The organism is Gordonia sihwensis (assembly GCF_029632925.1).
Classification (GTDB): domain Bacteria; phylum Actinomycetota; class Actinomycetes; order Mycobacteriales; family Mycobacteriaceae; genus Gordonia; species Gordonia sihwensis.
In genome coordinates this window covers 1,232,048-1,247,306 of record NZ_CP121248.1, presented here as the reverse complement: position 1 = coordinate 1,247,306, position 15,259 = coordinate 1,232,048, and the positions used below count along the sequence as shown (strand labels likewise).

Sequence of the window (15,259 nt, the reverse complement as noted above, 5' to 3'; positions counted from 1 at the left end):
GTTACTTCAGCTTCTTCGTCACTCGGATCGTCTCGGACTCGACGTCCTCGGACGCCAGCGGGTCGGCCTCGACCTCGACGACACGGCTGCCGTCAGAGGCGATGAAGCCGGCCTTGAAGTTGTTCGTGGCGGTCGCGAGCGCGGCCTTGTCCTCGTCGGTGAGCTTCTTGCCGCCGGCGATGTTGCTGTACACGCCGGAGGCGGTGTGCCGCAGATCGCCGAGGAGCTCGGCCTCGAAGCGACGGATGTCGGCCACCGGCACCGAGTCCATGAAGCCCTCGCCGCAGAGGTACAGCGAGACGATCTGGTCCTCGACGGCGACCGGGCTGTACTGATCCTGCTTGAGCAGTTCCACCCAGCGGGCACCGCGCTCGAGCTGTGCCTTCGACGCGGCGTCCAGGTCCGAGGCGAAGGCCGAGAAGGCCTCCAGCTCACGGAACTGCGCGAGTTCCAGACGCAGCGAGCCGGAGACGTCCTTCAGGCCCTTGGTCTGCGCGGCGCCACCGACACGGGAGACCGAGATACCGACGTTGATCGCCGGGCGGACGCCCTTGTTGAACAGGTCCGACTCGAGGAAGACCTGACCGTCGGTGATCGAGATGACGTTGGTCGGAATGAACGCCGAGACGTCGTTGGCCTTGGTCTCGATGATCGGCAGGCCGGTCATCGATCCGCCGCCGAGCTCGTCGGACAGCTTGGCGCAACGCTCCAGCAGGCGGGAGTGCAGGTAGAACACGTCACCGGGGTACGCCTCGCGGCCCGGCGGGCGGCGCAGCAGCAGCGAGATCGCACGGTAGGCCTCAGCCTGCTTCGACAGGTCGTCGAACACGATCAGGACGTGCTTGCCCTGGTACATCCAGTGCTGGCCGAGGGCCGAGCCGGTGTACGGTGCGAGCCACTTGAAGCCGGCCGAGTCGGACGCCGGAGCGGCGACGATGGTGGTGTACTCCATCGCGCCCGCCTCTTCGAGGGCGGTCTTGACGCCCGCGATGGTCGAGCCCTTCTGACCGATGGCGACGTAGATGCAGCGAACCTGCTTCTCCGGATCACCGGTGGCCCAGTTGGCCTTCTGGTTCAGGATGGCGTCGATGCAGAGCGCGGTCTTGCCGGTCTTGCGGTCGCCGATGACCAGCTGACGCTGGCCGCGGCCGATCGCGGTCATCGCGTCGACGGCCTTGATACCGGTGGCGAGGGACTCCTCGACCGGCTGACGCTCGAGGACGGTGGCTGCCTGCAGTTCGAGGACGCGGTCGCCCTCGGACTCGATGGCGCCCAGTCCGTCGATCGGCGAGCCCAGCGGGTCGATGACTCGGCCGAGGAACTTGTCGCCGACCGGGACCGACAGGACGTTGCCGGTGCGCTTGACTTCCTGGCCCTCTTCGATGTTCTCCGAGTCACCGAGGATGACGGCGCCGACCTCGTCCAGGTCGAGGTTCAGTGCGACGCCGCGGATGCCGCCGGGAAACTCCAGCAGCTCGTTGGCCATGGCACCCGGAAGGCCGCTGACGTGAGCGATGCCGTCGCCGGTGTCGGTGACGGTGCCGATCTCTTCTCGCGAGGCCTGGTTGCCCACGTCTTCGGTGTAACTTGCGATCGCGCTCCGAATTTCATCGGAGGAGATGGTCAACTCCGCCATGTTCCTGCTCTTCCTGGCTTTCTGGTTCTTGGTCTTGGGAATCGATTGTGGTGACGTGCGATGGTGTTACCGCAGGCCGCGACGCAGCGTCGCGATCTTGCCCGAGATGCTGCCGTCGATGCGTTCGTCACCGACACGCACCACGACGCCGCCGAGAAGCTCGGGATCGATGTCGACGTGCAGGGTGACGGGTGCCGAGTAGATCTCGGTGAGCTTGGCCGCGAGCGCGTTGCGCTGATCGCTCGACAGCTCGCCCGCGCTGGTGACGTAGGCGACCTTGCGGCCGTTGCTCGCCGCGGCGAGCTGCGACAGTTCGTCGACCGCGTCGCCGGGGAGCTCCTCGGTGGTCGCGACCGCGTTCACCGCCAGCCGCTCGGTGATGGTGTCCACCTTGCCGTCGATCAGCTTGCGCAGCAACGCGGTGCGATCGGCGGTGCTGCGTGCACGATCGGACAGTGCCTGCTCCAGAGCCGTGTCGCCCTTGATCACGCGTGCGAGGCGGAACAGCTCGTCTTCGACGGCATCGGACTTGCCCGCGTCCTTGGCAGCCAGCAGCAGAGCCTCTCGGCCCAGCCGGCGGAGGCCTTCGACGAGGTCGGCATCGCTCGACCACGCCCGCGCCGCCGTCGAGGAGACGATGGAACGGGTGGCGTCAGAGACCTTGCCGGTCAGGACCTTGTCGGCCACTGCCGCCCGGGTGTCGGGCGCAGTGCTCGAGTCGGCCAGCGCGATGCGCAGCGAGCGGTCACCACTGACGGCGTCGGACACCGACAGCAGTTCCTCGCCGACAGTCACCGCATCGGTGTCGGACGATGCGGAGGTTCCACGAAGGACGGTTTCCAGCTCAACGCGGGCCCCTTCGAGGGCTTCGCGGCTTGACGCTGCGTACATCTAGCTACATTCCTTGTCTAGGCGGACCCCGCCTGGGTGTCGGCTTGCCTCGGATGCGGCGGAGCGAGGGACGGAGATCTCTCCGACCCCCTCGCCGACCCGCACCATCGGTGTATCCATCGGATTACTTGGCGGTCTCGTTCGACACGCCGTCCAGCTCGGCGAGGAACCGGTCGACGGTTCCGGCCTGCTTGACGTCGTCCGACAGGGACGCACCGACCAGCTTCTCGGCCAGATCGACCGACAGCTTGCCGAGGTCACCGCGCAGTTCGGAGACGACCTGCTGACGCTGGGCGTCGAGCTGAGCCGCGCCGTTGGCGATGATCCGCTCGCTCTCGGTGGTTGCCTGAGCCTTCATGTCCGAGACGATCTGCGCACCCTGGGTGCGTGCCTCGTCGCGGATCGCCGCAGCCTCTTCACGAGCTCCTGCGAGCTGCTCGCGGTACGCCGCCAGCTGCTGAGCCGCTTCGGCCTGAGCCGCCTCGGCGCGGGCGATACCGCCCTCGATCGTGTCGTGACGCTCGTCGAGCACCTTGCGGTACCGCGGGATGACGAACTTCCAGAAGACGAAGAGGACGACGGCGAAGGCGACCAGCGACCAGGTGATGTCGTACCACTCGGGAAGGAGCGGGTTATGGCTCTCGCTCTCTTCGGCGAGAATCAGACTGGTGTTGATCATGTCGTGGTCTCGTATCAGAAGATGAAGCCGGCGACGATACCGATCAGCGCCAGAGCCTCAGAGAGTGCGATACCGAGGAACATGGTGGTGCGGATCTGACCGGCCAGCTCGGGCTGACGGGCGATACCCTCGATGGCCTTGCCGGCCACGATGCCGACGCCGATACCGGGGCCGATGGCAGCGAGGCCGTAGCCGATCGCGCCGAAGCCCTTACCCGTGATGGTTTCGTCGGCCAGAGTCTGGGCGATGTAGCTCATCTTTGCGATTCCCTTTCTTGGTGGCTCCCCACCCGGTCGGGCGAGCGAGTCAGTCTGTTTCGGTCCGGCGCTCGTGCCGGCCCGAAGTATTCAGTTGGTCAGGACGAGTCGTGTCAGTGCGCGTCTGCGTGGATCGACTGGTCGATGTAGACCGCGGTCAGCAGAGCGAAGATGTACGCCTGCAGCGCGATGACCAGAAGTTCGAAGAAGGTGAAGCCGACGGCGGCGACGAGCGAGCCCAGTCCGGCGACGCTCCAGATGCCGCTCTTGTCGATGATGAAGAACTGCGTCGCGGCGAAGAACAGCGCGAGCATGATGTGGCCGGACAGCATGTTGGCCATGAGTCGGACGGTCAGCGTGAACGGCCGCAGAATGAAGGTCGAGACGAACTCGATCGGAACCAGCAGGAAGTGGATCGGCAGCGGCACACCGGGGAGCACGATCGAGGATCGGATGAAGCCGAAGAAGCCGAACTTGGCGATGCCCACCCAGCAGTAGGTGATGTAGGCGACCGCCGCCATCACCAGCGGCATGCCGATGCGTGCGTTGGTGGAGATGTTCAGGAACGGGATGATCGAGGTCAAGTTCAGGAAGATCGTCGCGAAGAAGATCGAGGCGATTATCGGCAGGAACTTGCGGCCGTTCTGCTTGCCGAGGATCTCCTCGGCGATGTTGATGCGCACCCAGTCGATGAAGCTCTCACCGACGTTCTGAAGACCACTCGGGACGATCTTGGGGCTGCGCAGAGCGAGCGCGAAAAACGCCGCGACGAGCACCGCCACGACGACTCGGATCAGCATGAGCCGGTCCATTCCCCACCAGGTGTCTTCTCCGAACAGCATCGGGGGGTAGAAGTCATCCAGGGACGGTGCGTGGAACTCGGCTGCGAGGGTGGCGCTCAGCGTTCTCTCCCGTTCTCGGGCCCGCACAACTTCTCAGCCGGCGGGTTCCATCGTTCAGTGTGCGAGGTGCCGCAGTGCATTGAACTGCACATTGCCGCATCGACCCGCGGTGAGCAGACTAGCAAGTCAGGATGGTCAGCGACCAATCCGGGGCGACAATATCTGCATATCGTCCCGATGCAATCGTTCTACTATCAGTCGTAGTAGCTGGTCAGGCGACCCTTCGTGATACTCGTCACAATCAGACCTCCGAGTCGGCGTCCGGACCCACATAGGTCTGCCGTGTGGTCAACACTCCCCACAGTTCGCTGCCCAGAACCAGAACGATCGCGCCGATCAGCATGCTGACCAGCGCGCCTTTGCTGTAGAAGGTCATATCCTTCAGAAGCGCGGTCACAGCGATCACGATCACCACCTTGACGAGGTATCCACCCATGAGGGCCCCCATCACCACGCTCGGTGAGGCCTTCGCGGTGAGCAGGATGGTCAACACCGTGATGAGGATGAAGCCACCGCCGATCGCTGCGCCCACCAGCACGCCCCACAGTCCGGGGAGACCCTTCCAGGGCCACCAGATCAGCAGGCCCGCGACGAGCAGCGCCCCGAGTCCGTAGAGGCCGTACTTGAGGCCGGCCCGCAGCGGCGCGGTGGGATCGGTGGCCTCGTCCAGCGCCCCCGAGTCGATGCCGCTCGCGGCCGGTTCGGGTGATTGGTTCTCGTCATTGGTCGACACGAGAGACCAGGTTAGCCAGCCGCCCCGCTATCGGGCGAACCGGCGGCTCAACCGCGGAGCGAAGGTCGCCGCCAGCGCGATGACCAGACCACCGAAGAACAGCGGCATCACCACCTCGAGAGGCAGCAGGCTGCCCGCCGCCACGGAGAATGCCAGCACGCCGACCCACAGGTAGATCAGCAGCGCCACGCGTCGCTGCGAATGACCGAGTTCGAGCAACCGGTGGTGAAGGTGCATCTTGTCCGGCGTGTAGAACCCCACTCCGGCGCGAGTCCGCCGGATCACCGCCATGATCATGTCGAGCATCGGAATGAACATCACCGCCGCCACCAGGATCAGCGGCGAGAGCAGGGTGAACATATCCGCGGGGCCGTATGCGCTGCGGGCGACGCGGCCCGAGGCGCTCGTCGACGCGGCGGCGAGCATGAGTCCGATCAGCATGGCGCCCGAGTCGCCCATGAAGATCCGCGCCGGCGAGAAGTTGTGCGGCAGAAAGCCCAGGCACGCGCCGGCGAGAGCCACGGTGATCAGGGCCGGCGGGTAGTAACTCACGTCGCCGCCCTGGTCGTGGAGGAGTCCGAGGGAGAACAGGCAGATCGCACTGGCGGCGATGAGCCCGAGTCCGGCCGCGAGGCCGTCGAGTCCGTCGACGAAATTGATCGCGTTGATCGTGGTGACCGTGATGGCGACGGTGAGCAGGCCGGCCTGGAGCGGATCGAGGACCACCGTGCCGATGTCGGCGAACGGCACGTAGAGCAGGTACCAGCTGACGCCCATGATGACCAGGACGCCGGCGGCGGTGAGCTGTCCGACGAATTTGGTCAGCGCATCCAGGCCCCAGCGGTCGTCGATCACGCCGACGAGCACGATCACCAGTCCCGCGGTGATGACGGCCAGCATGTCGTGGGTGTACGAGAATCCGCGGTTCAAAGCGGGCAACTGTGCGGCCAGGCCGATCGCGCAGACGATGCCGATGTACATTCCGACACCGCCGAGCCGCGGCGTCGGGATCACATGGACGTCACGCTGCCGGGGCACGGCGACGGCGCCGAAGCGGACCGCACAGACCCGCACCAGCGAGGTCAGGAAGTACGTGATCCCCGCGGCGGTGAGGCCGACGAGCGCGAGTTCGCGCAAGGGCACGCCGGCACCGCCGCCGGACGACTCCAGCGCGTATCCGAGCACCGTCACCCCTCCCCCACGGCCGCCACGGCGGCGGTGATCGCCGCGCGGCGGGCCTCGTCGGATGGATCGGTCCGCATCGCCTCGAGCATGAGGTCGGCGATCTGCGGCATGTCCGCGGGCCGCAGTCCGTCGGCGGCAAGTACGGCCGTGCCGAAGCGGATGGCCGAGCCCTCGGAGACCGGCGCCTCGTCGAACGGGGTGACCGCCTTGTCGACGATGATCCGGCAGGCCGCCAGCCGCTTGGCCGCTTCCCGTCCGGTGATGCCGAGCGACGAGACCTCGATCACCGCCAGATGCGTGTCGGTGCCGCCCGAGACGGTGCGCAGCCCGCGCGCGCCCAGTTCGGTGGCCAGGGTGGCGGCGTCGTCCGCCACGTCGCGGGCATAGGCCGCGTACTCCGGGCGCAGGCACTCGCCGAACGCCACCGCCTTGGCCGCGATCGAGTGCATCGCCGGAGCGCCCTGCATGAACGGGTACACCGCCCGCGAGAGCGAGTCCTCGTGTTCGGACCTGGCGAGCAGCAGTCCGCCGCGCGGTCCGCGCATCACCTTGTTGGTGGCGACCGTCACCACGTCGGCGTACGGCACGGGCGAGTCGAGCACCCCGCCGACGGCGAGACCGGCCAGATGCGCCGCGTCGACCCAGAGGATGCAGTCGGCCTCGTCGGCGATGGTGCGCATCGCCGCGAAGTCCCACGACCGGGAGTAGGACGTACCGCCCGCGACGAGAATCCGCGGCCGGTGAATGAGGGCCAGATCCCGGATCTGGTCGTAGTCGATCCGCTCGTTGTCGCGGCGGACCTCGTAGTTCAGGACACTGAACCAGCGTCCCGACAGGTTCGCGCGCGAGCCGTGTGACTGGTGGCCGCCGTGCTTGAGGTTCAGGGAGAGCACCTGATCGCCCGGCTGCGAGAACGCGGCGTACACCGCGAAGTTCGCGAGCGCCCACGACAGCGGCTGGACGTTGACGTAATCGGCGCCGAACAGCGTGTGCGCGCGGCTGATCGCGAGCTGCTCGACCTCGTCGACCACCTCCGCTCCGCCGTGGTACCGGTGGCCGGGATAGCCCTCGGCGTACTTGTCCGCCAGAATCGATCCGACCGCGGCCCGCACCGCGGGGGTGGCCGTCGACTCCGCGGCCACCATCTGCAGGCTGCCGCGCCGGCGCGTCTCCTCGCGCCGAAGCAGTTCGGCGATCTCCGGATCACTCGCCAGCGGATCGGTCACGGCCGTCCCCGGAGCTCATCCGCGTCCACGTCGAGCACTTCGGCGATGTCCTCGGCGGTGATCGCGCCCTCACGCAGAATACGAGGGTCCGGGCCGGTGAGGTCGACGATCGTCGAGGCGACGGCATGGTCGGCCGGACCGCCGTCGAGATAGACCGACACCTTCTCCTGCAGCTGCTCGCGGGCCTGGTGCACCTGCACCGCGGGCGGATGGCCGGAGATATTGGCGCTGGAGACGGCCATCGGCCCGATCTCCCGCAGCAATTCGATCGCGACCGGATGCAGGGGCATGCGGATCATCACGCTGCCCGAGGTGTCGCCGAGATCCCAGGCGAGAGACGGGGCCTGCTCCACCACCAGGCTCAAACCGCCCGGCCAGAAGGCCTGCACCAGCTCACGGGCCTGCGGCGACACCGACCTGACTAGACCGTCCACGGTATGCCACGAGCCCACCAGGACCGGTACCGGCATGTCCCGCCCGCGGCCCTTCGCCGCCAGCAGCGACGCGACCGCTTCGCTGTCGAATGCGTCGCACCCGAGTCCGTAGACCGTGTCGGTCGGCATCACGATGAGCCGCCCGGCGCGCACGGCTCCCACCGCCGCCCGGATTCCGGCTTCCCGCTCGTCTGGATCACTGCAATCGAACACCGCGCTCACGTATTCCATCCTTCCACGCCGTCGGCCCCCGATCGCGCAGGGTCACCGACGGCTGCTCGTACAGCGGTCACGAACCGGGGTCGCCCGGCGAGGTCGTCATGGGTGCGGACGGCGGCGAACCCGCCGGTCGCCGTCAGCGCGTCGCGCACCAGATCGGCGGTCGTGTCGTCGTGCTCGACGGCCACAAATGCGCCCACTCGCAGAGCCGAGGCGAGGATCGGCGCCAGTTGATCGATCAGGTCCATTCCGCAGTCGCCGGAGAAGACCGCCTCGGGCGGATCATGCGCCACCTCCGGTGAGACCTCGGCGCCGGACGGAACGTACGGCGGGTTGCTCACGACGACGTGCGCCGAAGCCAGCAGGGGCGCGACCGCCGCGACATCGGTGACGTCGGCCCGCACCACGGCGACCCGTTCCGTGAGTCCGGTCGCCTCGAGGTTGCGTCGCAGATACGACAGCGCCCGCTCCGAGCGCTCGACGGCCGTCACCGTCGCGTCGGGTGCGCCGGCGGAGATCGCCAGGGCCAGCGCGCCGCTCCCGGAGCACAGGTCGACCACGCGGATCGGGTCGCCCGCACTCTCGCGGAGTTCGGCGATGCGGGCCAGCGCCCACTCCGCTAGCAACTCGGTCTCCGGCCGCGGAATGAAGACTCCCGGTCCCACCGTCAACTCCAGGCCCGCGAAGAATGCGCGAGAAGTGATGTGCTGCAAAGGAACCCGCGAGCAGCGTTGCTCCACGGCGGCAACGACGCGACTGCGCAGCTCGGCAGGCACCTCATCGACGAGAAGCAGCCGTCCGGGATCCACCCCGAGCATCTGCGCCACCAGTTCGGCGGCCTCGGCACCGGCCGAGTCGATCCCGGCCTCGGCCAGCCGCACCGCCGCCCACCGGCGCAGAGCGTTGGCCGAACCGCCTTCGGGTGCCGTCACTGCTGCAGGCGTGCCTGCTTGTCGGCGTCGACGAGCGCGTCGAGCAGCGCGTCCATCTCACCGTCGAGCACCGAGTCGAGGTTGTTGGCCTTGTAGCCGATCCGGTGGTCGGTGATGCGGTTCTCCGGGAAGTTGTACGTGCGGATCCGCTCCGAACGGTCCACGGTCCGGATCTGCGCCTGCCGGCCGGCGGCGGCCTCGGCCTCGGCCTCCTCCTCCGCCAGGGCCTTGAGCCGCGCCGCGAGCACCTGCATGGCACGGGCCTTGTTCTGCAACTGCGAGCGCTCGTTCTGACAGGTCACGACGATGTTCGTCGGCAGGTGCGTGATGCGGACCGCCGAGTCGGTGGTGTTGACGCCCTGACCGCCCTTCCCGGAACTGCGGTAGACGTCGATCCGGAGGTCGGACTCGTCGATGTGGATCTCCTGCACCTCGTCGGGCTCCGGGTAGATCAGCACCCCGGCGGCCGATGTGTGGATCCGGCCCTGGGACTCGGTGACCGGAACCCGCTGAACCCGGTGGACACCGCCCTCGAACTTCAGCCGCGACCACACACCGTCGCGGAGCGTCTCCCGCGCCTTGATCGACACGGTGGCCTCCTTGTAGCCGCCGAGATCGGACTCGGTGACGCCCAGGACCGTCGCCTTCCAGCCGCGCTTCTCGCAGTACTTCAGGTACATGCGGACGAGGTCGGAGGCGAACAGCGCCGACTCCTCGCCACCCGCTCCCGACTTGACCTCGAGCACGACGTCGTCGGAATCGTGTGGATCGCGGGGCGCCAGCAGGTCGGTCAGCGCGGCGTCTAACTCGGCGACGGTCGACTCGAGCGCCGGGATCTCCTCGGCGAATCCCGGATCTGCCTCGGCGAGTTCCCTGGCCGCCTCGAGGTCGTCGCGCGCGGCCGTGAGCTTGGTGTAGGTGGTCATCACGGGTGCGAGTTCGGCGAACCGTTTGCCCACGCGGCGCGCGTTGGCCGGATCGTCGTGCAACGACGGGTCGGACAACTGAGCCTGGAGTCCGGCGTGCTCGGCGAGGATGTCGTCGATCGCGGACGGTTCCTGCGTACTCACCTGATGATTCTCTTTCGTCCTAGGAGGCTCCACCCAGACACTCCGGCGCGGCGCGCCGCGGCAGACGGCGGCGTCGAACGACAGCGGGCGTTAACCGACGGTGGGCGTTAAACGACGGTGGGCATTAAACGACAGACGCCCGACTCGAGATCCGCTGGGATCTCTCGCCGGGCGCCGGATGCAAGCTACTTGACGCGCTTGCCGTAACGCTTCTCGAAGCGAGCCACACGACCGCCGGTATCGAGGATCTTCTGCTTGCCGGTGTAGAACGGGTGGCAGTTGGAGCAGACTTCCACGGTGATGTGGCCGCCCTTGGCGGTGCTGCGCGTGGTGAACTCATTGCCGCAACCGCAGTTGACGGTGGTCACCTCGTAGTCGGGATGGATTCCCTGCTTCATTGATGTCCCTTCATCATGGTCGCCGGGTCACCTCTGATTTTTCAGTGGTGTGAACCGGAACCGGACTGACCGAAGAATTATTCCACAACCCCGGTCACCCCGGCCAATCGCGCAGGTGCGAGGCCTGGCGGTCCTCCGGCGCGACAGCAGTCCGATCGCAGTGAGACCGGTCTCTCTTCCTGTCGGGCCGAACCGGAGCCGACCGCCGGACGGTCTACCCTCGTACTCGGACCGGCCCGGTCGAGGACGCCGTCCACCCCGCACCACGTCCCTGCGAGCCTCCGGGAGCACCGAGTACACATGACGACCGCGAATCCGACGAGTGATGCCGCAACCGCCCGCGCCTCGAAACGGCCTCGCTGGTCCCGCCGGAATCCGTACCCTGCGACCGTGGTGCGCAACAGCCTCCTGACGGCACCCGACAGCGACAAGGAGGTGCGCCACCTCGTACTCGACATCTCCGGCTCCGGGCTGGAGTACCTGCCGGGCGATGCCGTCAACGTCACCCCCGCCAACGAGCCGGCGCTGGTCGCCGCGATCGTCGACCGGCTCGGCGTTCCGGGCGACACGGTGATCACCGACCGCAAGGGTGAGCGGACGCTCACCAATGCACTCACACACGGTTTCGAGATCACCTCGGTCTCGCCGTACCTGCTCGATCACCTCGCGAACGCCCGCGGCGTCGGAGAGGTGGCCGACCTGCTGGCCGGCGACCGTGCCGCACTCGAAGAATGGTCGCGCGGCAGGGACGTCCTGGACCTGCTCAACCTGGACCCCACCTGGTTTCCGACGCCCGAGGCCTTCCTCGGCGAACTGCGCCCCCTCGCCGCCCGCACGTACTCGATCTCGTCGTCGCCTGCCGTCCACGAGGGAACCCTGCACCTGACGCCCGCCACCGTGCGACATTTCGCGACCGAGTTCTGGGGCGATGGCCGCGACCGCGGCGGCGCCGCGTCCACCTATCTCGCCGACCGCGTGGAACCCGGCGACACCGTGGGGATCTACGTGACGGCCAACAAGTCGTTCCGGCTGCCCGAGCCGGACACCGACATCATCATGGTGGGCCCGGGCACGGGCATCGCCCCGTTCCGTGCCTTTCTGCACGAGCGCCGCCAGGACAACGGCCGAGGACGCAACTGGCTGTTCCACGGTGCTCGACATCGCGACCAGGACTTCCTGTACCGCGACGAGATGTGGGCGATGGAAGCCGACGGGACCCTCCGGCTCGACGTCGCCTTCTCCCGCGAGCAGGACGAGAAGGTCTACGTCTCGCACCTCATGGGAGGACGGGGCGAAGAACTGTACAGCTGGATCCGCGACGGCGCGGTCCTCTACGTCTGCGGCGACGCCACCAAGATGGCACGCGACGTGGAGGAGACCCTGGTGGCGATCATTCGCGAGTACGGCGGCTTCGACGATGAGGGAGCACGCGCCGAACTCCAGCGGCTGCGCGAGTCGGGTCAGTACCGCCGCGACGTCTACTGACGCCGCACTCTCCCGAAACGCCCCTGTGCCGTACCCCGTGACCCGATTCGGGTCACGGAATACGGCACAGTGCACCACTCCGCGGTGGAGGCCTCAGTCGTTGTCGACGACGCTGGGCGCGTTCTTGCTCACCTGCATCAGGAACTCGACATTGCTCCGCGTCTTCTTGAGCTGCGCGACGAGCAGGTCGATCGCGGCCTGCGAGTCCAGTCCGGAGAGCAGACGGCGCAGTTTGTGGACGATGGCGAACTCATCCGGCGACAGCAGGAGCTCGTCCTTGCGCGTGCTCGACAGGTTGACGTCGACCGCGGGGAAGACGCGCCGCTCGGCGATCTTACGGTCGAGCTTCAGTTCGGCGTTGCCCGTGCCCTTGAACTCCTCGAAGATCACCGTGTCGCCCGTCGACCCGGTCTCGACCAGCGCCGAAGCGATGATCGTCAGCGATCCGCCGTTCTCGATGTTGCGCGCGGCACCGAGGAATCGCTTCGGCGGATACAGCGCCTGGGAGTCGACACCACCGGAGAGGATGCGGCCCGAGGCGGGCGATGCGTTGTTGTACGCGCGGCCGAGACGGGTGATCGAGTCGAGCAGCACGACGACGTCCATACCGTTCTCCACCAGCCGCTTGGCACGCTCGATCGCGAGCTCCGCGACGCTGGTGTGATCCGACGGCGGGCGGTCGAAGGTCGACGCGATGACCTCGCCCTTCACACTCCGCTGCATATCGGTGACTTCTTCGGGACGCTCGTCCACCAGCACCACCATCAGGTGGCATTCCGGATTGTTGGTGGTGATCGCGTTCGCGATGTCCTGCAGGATCGTCGTCTTACCGGCCTTCGGCGGGGAGACGATCAGCGCACGCTGCCCCTTGCCGATCGGCATGATCAGGTCGATGACGCGGGTGGAGATCCGTTCGGGCGTGGTCTCGAGCCGCAGTCGCTGATTCGGGTAGAGCGGAGTCAGCTTGGTGAAGTCGGGACGCTTGCGCGCCGAGTCGACGTCGGTGCCGTTGACGGTGTCCAGCCGCACCAGCGGATTGAACTTCTGCCGCTGGTTGTTGGGGTTCTCGCCCTCGCGCGGCACCTTCACGGCACCGGTGATCGCGTCACCGCGGCGCAGTCCGTTGCGGCGGACCATGTTCATCGATACGTAGACGTCGTTGGGTCCGGCCAGGTAGCCGGACGTCCGCACGAACGCGTAGTTGTCGAGCACGTCGAGGATGCCCGCCACCGGCGCGAGGACGTCGCCCTCGTTGACCTGGGGCTCCCCCGCGTTGCCGCCGTCGCGGTCGCGTCCGCGACGACGCTCGCGGAACCGGCGTCCGCGGCGACGACCACCGCCCTCGCCGTCGTCGTCATCGTTGTTGTTGCGGTTCTGGTTCTGACCGCCGCCCTGGTTGCCGCCCTGGCCCTGGTTGCCGCCCTGGTTCTTCTGACCCTGGTTCTGGTTCCCGCCCTGGTTCTGATTGCCCTGACCCGACTTATCGCCGCCGTCCTGGCTCTTGTCGCCCTGGTTCCGCTCTCCCCCGCGGTTCCGGTTGCGGTTGCGCCGGTTGCCGTCGCCGTCCTGCTCGCCGCGCTGCTGGGCGGGCTTCTCGTCGCGGCCCTGCTCGGTGTTGCGCTGCTCGGAGCCCTTCTGGTCGGAGCTCTTCTGGTCAGCGCTCTTGTGGTCAGAGCTGTCAGTCTCCGGAGCCTTCGCGGCCCGCGACGATCCATCATCGCCCGCAGCATCGGCGCCGCGCCGGGCGTTGCGCCGTCCCCCGGGCTGCTGATCGTTCGCGGCATGCTCGCCGGCCTGCGGCTTCTCCGGCGCAGACTTCGCTGCGTCGGACTTCTCTGCGTCGGACTTCTCTGCGTCGGACTTCTCTGCGGGCTTCTCTGCACGCTTGTCCGCTGCGGCCTTCTCTGCGCCCTCGGCGGAGCCTGCTCCGCCGTGCTGATGAGCCCTGATCACGTCGATCAGATCGCCCTTGCGCATTCCCGACGTGCCCTTGATGCCCAGCTCAGCAGCCAGACTGCGGAGTTCGGGCAGCAGCATGGCGGAAAGTCCGGTACGGGCCCGCTTGGGTGCCTGCACATCCGTTTCGGTCACGGAATTCCTTTCGTTCCCCGGCTTCAGATGCCGGGGGCCCCACCCAGAACACGGGTGGAGGAGCAAAAATTGTTGGTTCGCCGGACAATCGGGTGGAGATCAGACACGCCCTGGGTCCCGGTGAAGCACTCTCAGCGTACCACCGGGTAGCCGCTGCGTCAGGAGACCACCTCGACGCCGTCCGCCACCGCGACGGGGATCATCGCGAAACCCAGATCGGCGGCGAGGTCTGCCTCGTGCGTTCCGAGGGGACTCGTTCCCAGCACCAGAACCGAAGGCCCAGCACCCGATACGGTAGCGGCGTGTCCGCGTTCGCGCAATGAATGCACCAGGCGAGTCGTCTCTGGAAGCGCCTGTTCGCGATAGCCCTGGTGCAGACGGTCCTCGGTGGCGTCGATCAGCCAGGCGGGATCGGTGGTCAGTGCCACGACTCCCAGTGCCGCGCGGCTGACGTTGAAGACCGCGTCCGCTCGCGGCACCGCGTCGGGAAGCAGGCCGCGCGTGGTCTCGGTGGACGACTCGGTCTGCGGCACGAATACCGTGGCCACCACCGCCGGATGCAACTCCAACCGGCGGGCGTAGAACGACTCCTGACCGTGCGACCACGTCACCACCGCCGAGCCCAGCACGGACGCCGCCGCATTGTCGGGATGGCCTTCGAACTCACTGGAGAGCTGCACCAGCGCAGCGTCGTCGAGGGCCGGGCGCCGACCGTCGAGGGCCACCAGCGCCGACGCCGCCGCGAGTCCGCCCACCGCTGCCGCGGCCGACGACCCCAGCCCGCGCGAGTGCGGGATCGCGTTGCGGCATTCGAGGTGGAAACCGCCGACTGCGACGCCGGCGCTCTCGAACCCCCGGACCACCGCGCGCGCCACCAAGTGGCGCTCGTCGAGCGGAACCTGGTCGGCGGCTTCGCCGGTCACCGCGACGGTGATGCCGGTTCCGGTGACGGTGACCGCGACCTCGTCGTAGATCGCGAGGGCCATGCCGAGGCAATCGAACCCCGGACCCAGATTCGCACTCGACGCCGGGACCTTCACTCGGACCGAAAGCCCCTCGGGCAGAATGCATTCCGCGTCGGGATGCCCGATCAGCGCGTCGTTGGTCATCGCCGTTTCCAC

15 protein-coding genes are annotated in these 15,259 nt (G+C 67.5%); 1 reads left to right on the top strand and 14 read right to left on the bottom strand.

All coding sequences use genetic code 11. The annotated features are described in order from the left end of the window. Nucleotide 1 precedes the first annotated feature (1 nt). The 12 genes from atpA to rpmE all read right to left on the bottom strand — a co-directional run bounded on the left by atpA (nt 2) and on the right by rpmE (nt 10,562). Nucleotides 2–1,636: a F0F1 ATP synthase subunit alpha gene (gene atpA, locus P5P27_RS05885; protein ID WP_278126855.1), complete on the bottom strand. Its 1,635-nt coding sequence runs from the start codon at nt 1,634–1,636 to the stop codon at nt 2–4. A 66-nt stretch (nt 1,637–1,702) separates the two neighbouring features. Continuing rightward, the gene (locus P5P27_RS05880) at nt 1,703–2,527 is read right to left on the bottom strand and encodes a F0F1 ATP synthase subunit delta (RefSeq protein ID WP_006896401.1); all 825 of its coding nucleotides are present in this window, start codon (nt 2,525–2,527) and stop codon (nt 1,703–1,705) included. 124 nt (nt 2,528–2,651) lie between these two features. After that, on the bottom strand, nt 2,652–3,206 hold the full coding sequence (locus P5P27_RS05875; protein WP_006896402.1) for a F0F1 ATP synthase subunit B: 555 nt from the start codon (nt 3,204–3,206) through the stop codon (nt 2,652–2,654). A gap of 14 nt (nt 3,207–3,220) precedes the next feature. Beyond that, nucleotides 3,221–3,463, bottom strand: coding sequence for an ATP synthase F0 subunit C (locus P5P27_RS05870; RefSeq protein WP_006896403.1), 243 nt, complete (start codon nt 3,461–3,463; stop codon nt 3,221–3,223). 113 nt (nt 3,464–3,576) lie between these two features. After that, the gene (gene atpB, locus P5P27_RS05865; RefSeq protein ID WP_231875735.1) at nt 3,577–4,305 is read right to left on the bottom strand and encodes a F0F1 ATP synthase subunit A; all 729 of its coding nucleotides are present in this window, start codon (nt 4,303–4,305) and stop codon (nt 3,577–3,579) included. Nucleotides 4,306–4,606: 301 nt separating this feature from the next. After that, the gene (locus P5P27_RS05860; RefSeq protein WP_278126852.1) at nt 4,607–5,098 is read right to left on the bottom strand and encodes a Cg1360 family ATP-synthase-associated protein; all 492 of its coding nucleotides are present in this window, start codon (nt 5,096–5,098) and stop codon (nt 4,607–4,609) included. Nucleotides 5,099–5,125: 27 nt separating this feature from the next. Beyond that, complete coding sequence (locus P5P27_RS05855; RefSeq protein WP_062367574.1) at nt 5,126–6,283, bottom strand: glycosyltransferase family 4 protein; 1,158 nt, start codon at nt 6,281–6,283, stop codon at nt 5,126–5,128. A gap of 2 nt (nt 6,284–6,285) precedes the next feature. Continuing rightward, nucleotides 6,286–7,509 carry a serine hydroxymethyltransferase gene (locus P5P27_RS05850; protein ID WP_278126850.1) on the bottom strand — a complete coding sequence of 408 codons (1,224 nt, stop codon included), beginning with the start codon at nt 7,507–7,509 and terminating at the stop codon, nt 6,286–6,288. After that, nucleotides 7,506–8,165, bottom strand: coding sequence for an L-threonylcarbamoyladenylate synthase (locus tag P5P27_RS05845; protein ID WP_039867458.1), 660 nt, complete (start codon nt 8,163–8,165; stop codon nt 7,506–7,508). The genes P5P27_RS05850 and P5P27_RS05845 overlap by 4 nt, the downstream gene beginning before the upstream one ends. Further along, on the bottom strand, nt 8,162–9,094 hold the full coding sequence (gene prmC, locus P5P27_RS05840; protein WP_278126848.1) for a peptide chain release factor N(5)-glutamine methyltransferase: 933 nt from the start codon (nt 9,092–9,094) through the stop codon (nt 8,162–8,164). Before prmC ends, P5P27_RS05845 begins: the two co-directional genes overlap by 4 nt. Continuing rightward, entirely contained in the window at nt 9,091–10,164 is a 1,074-nt protein-coding gene (prfA, locus tag P5P27_RS05835) for a peptide chain release factor 1 (protein WP_278126846.1), read from the bottom strand. The genes prmC and prfA overlap by 4 nt, the downstream gene beginning before the upstream one ends. Nucleotides 10,165–10,349: 185 nt before the next feature. Continuing rightward, nucleotides 10,350–10,562, bottom strand: coding sequence for a 50S ribosomal protein L31 (gene rpmE / locus P5P27_RS05830; RefSeq protein ID WP_006896411.1), 213 nt, complete (start codon nt 10,560–10,562; stop codon nt 10,350–10,352). A gap of 300 nt (nt 10,563–10,862) precedes the next feature. On the opposite strand from rpmE, the gene P5P27_RS05825 reads away from it, so the two are divergent. Next, the gene (locus P5P27_RS05825; RefSeq protein ID WP_062367562.1) at nt 10,863–12,047 is read left to right on the top strand and encodes a diflavin oxidoreductase; all 1,185 of its coding nucleotides are present in this window, start codon (nt 10,863–10,865) and stop codon (nt 12,045–12,047) included. Between the two features lie 93 nt (nt 12,048–12,140). Here P5P27_RS05825 and rho read toward each other — a convergent pair whose 3' ends face one another. Beyond that, nucleotides 12,141–14,084 (bottom strand): transcription termination factor Rho, encoded by a 1,944-nt coding sequence (rho, locus tag P5P27_RS05820; RefSeq protein ID WP_278127414.1) that lies wholly within the window; start codon nt 14,082–14,084, stop codon nt 12,141–12,143. Nucleotides 14,085–14,296: 212 nt separating this feature from the next. Next, on the bottom strand, nt 14,297–15,247 hold the full coding sequence (gene thrB, locus P5P27_RS05815) for a homoserine kinase (protein WP_039867429.1): 951 nt from the start codon (nt 15,245–15,247) through the stop codon (nt 14,297–14,299). Nucleotides 15,248–15,259: the final 12 nt, after the last annotated feature.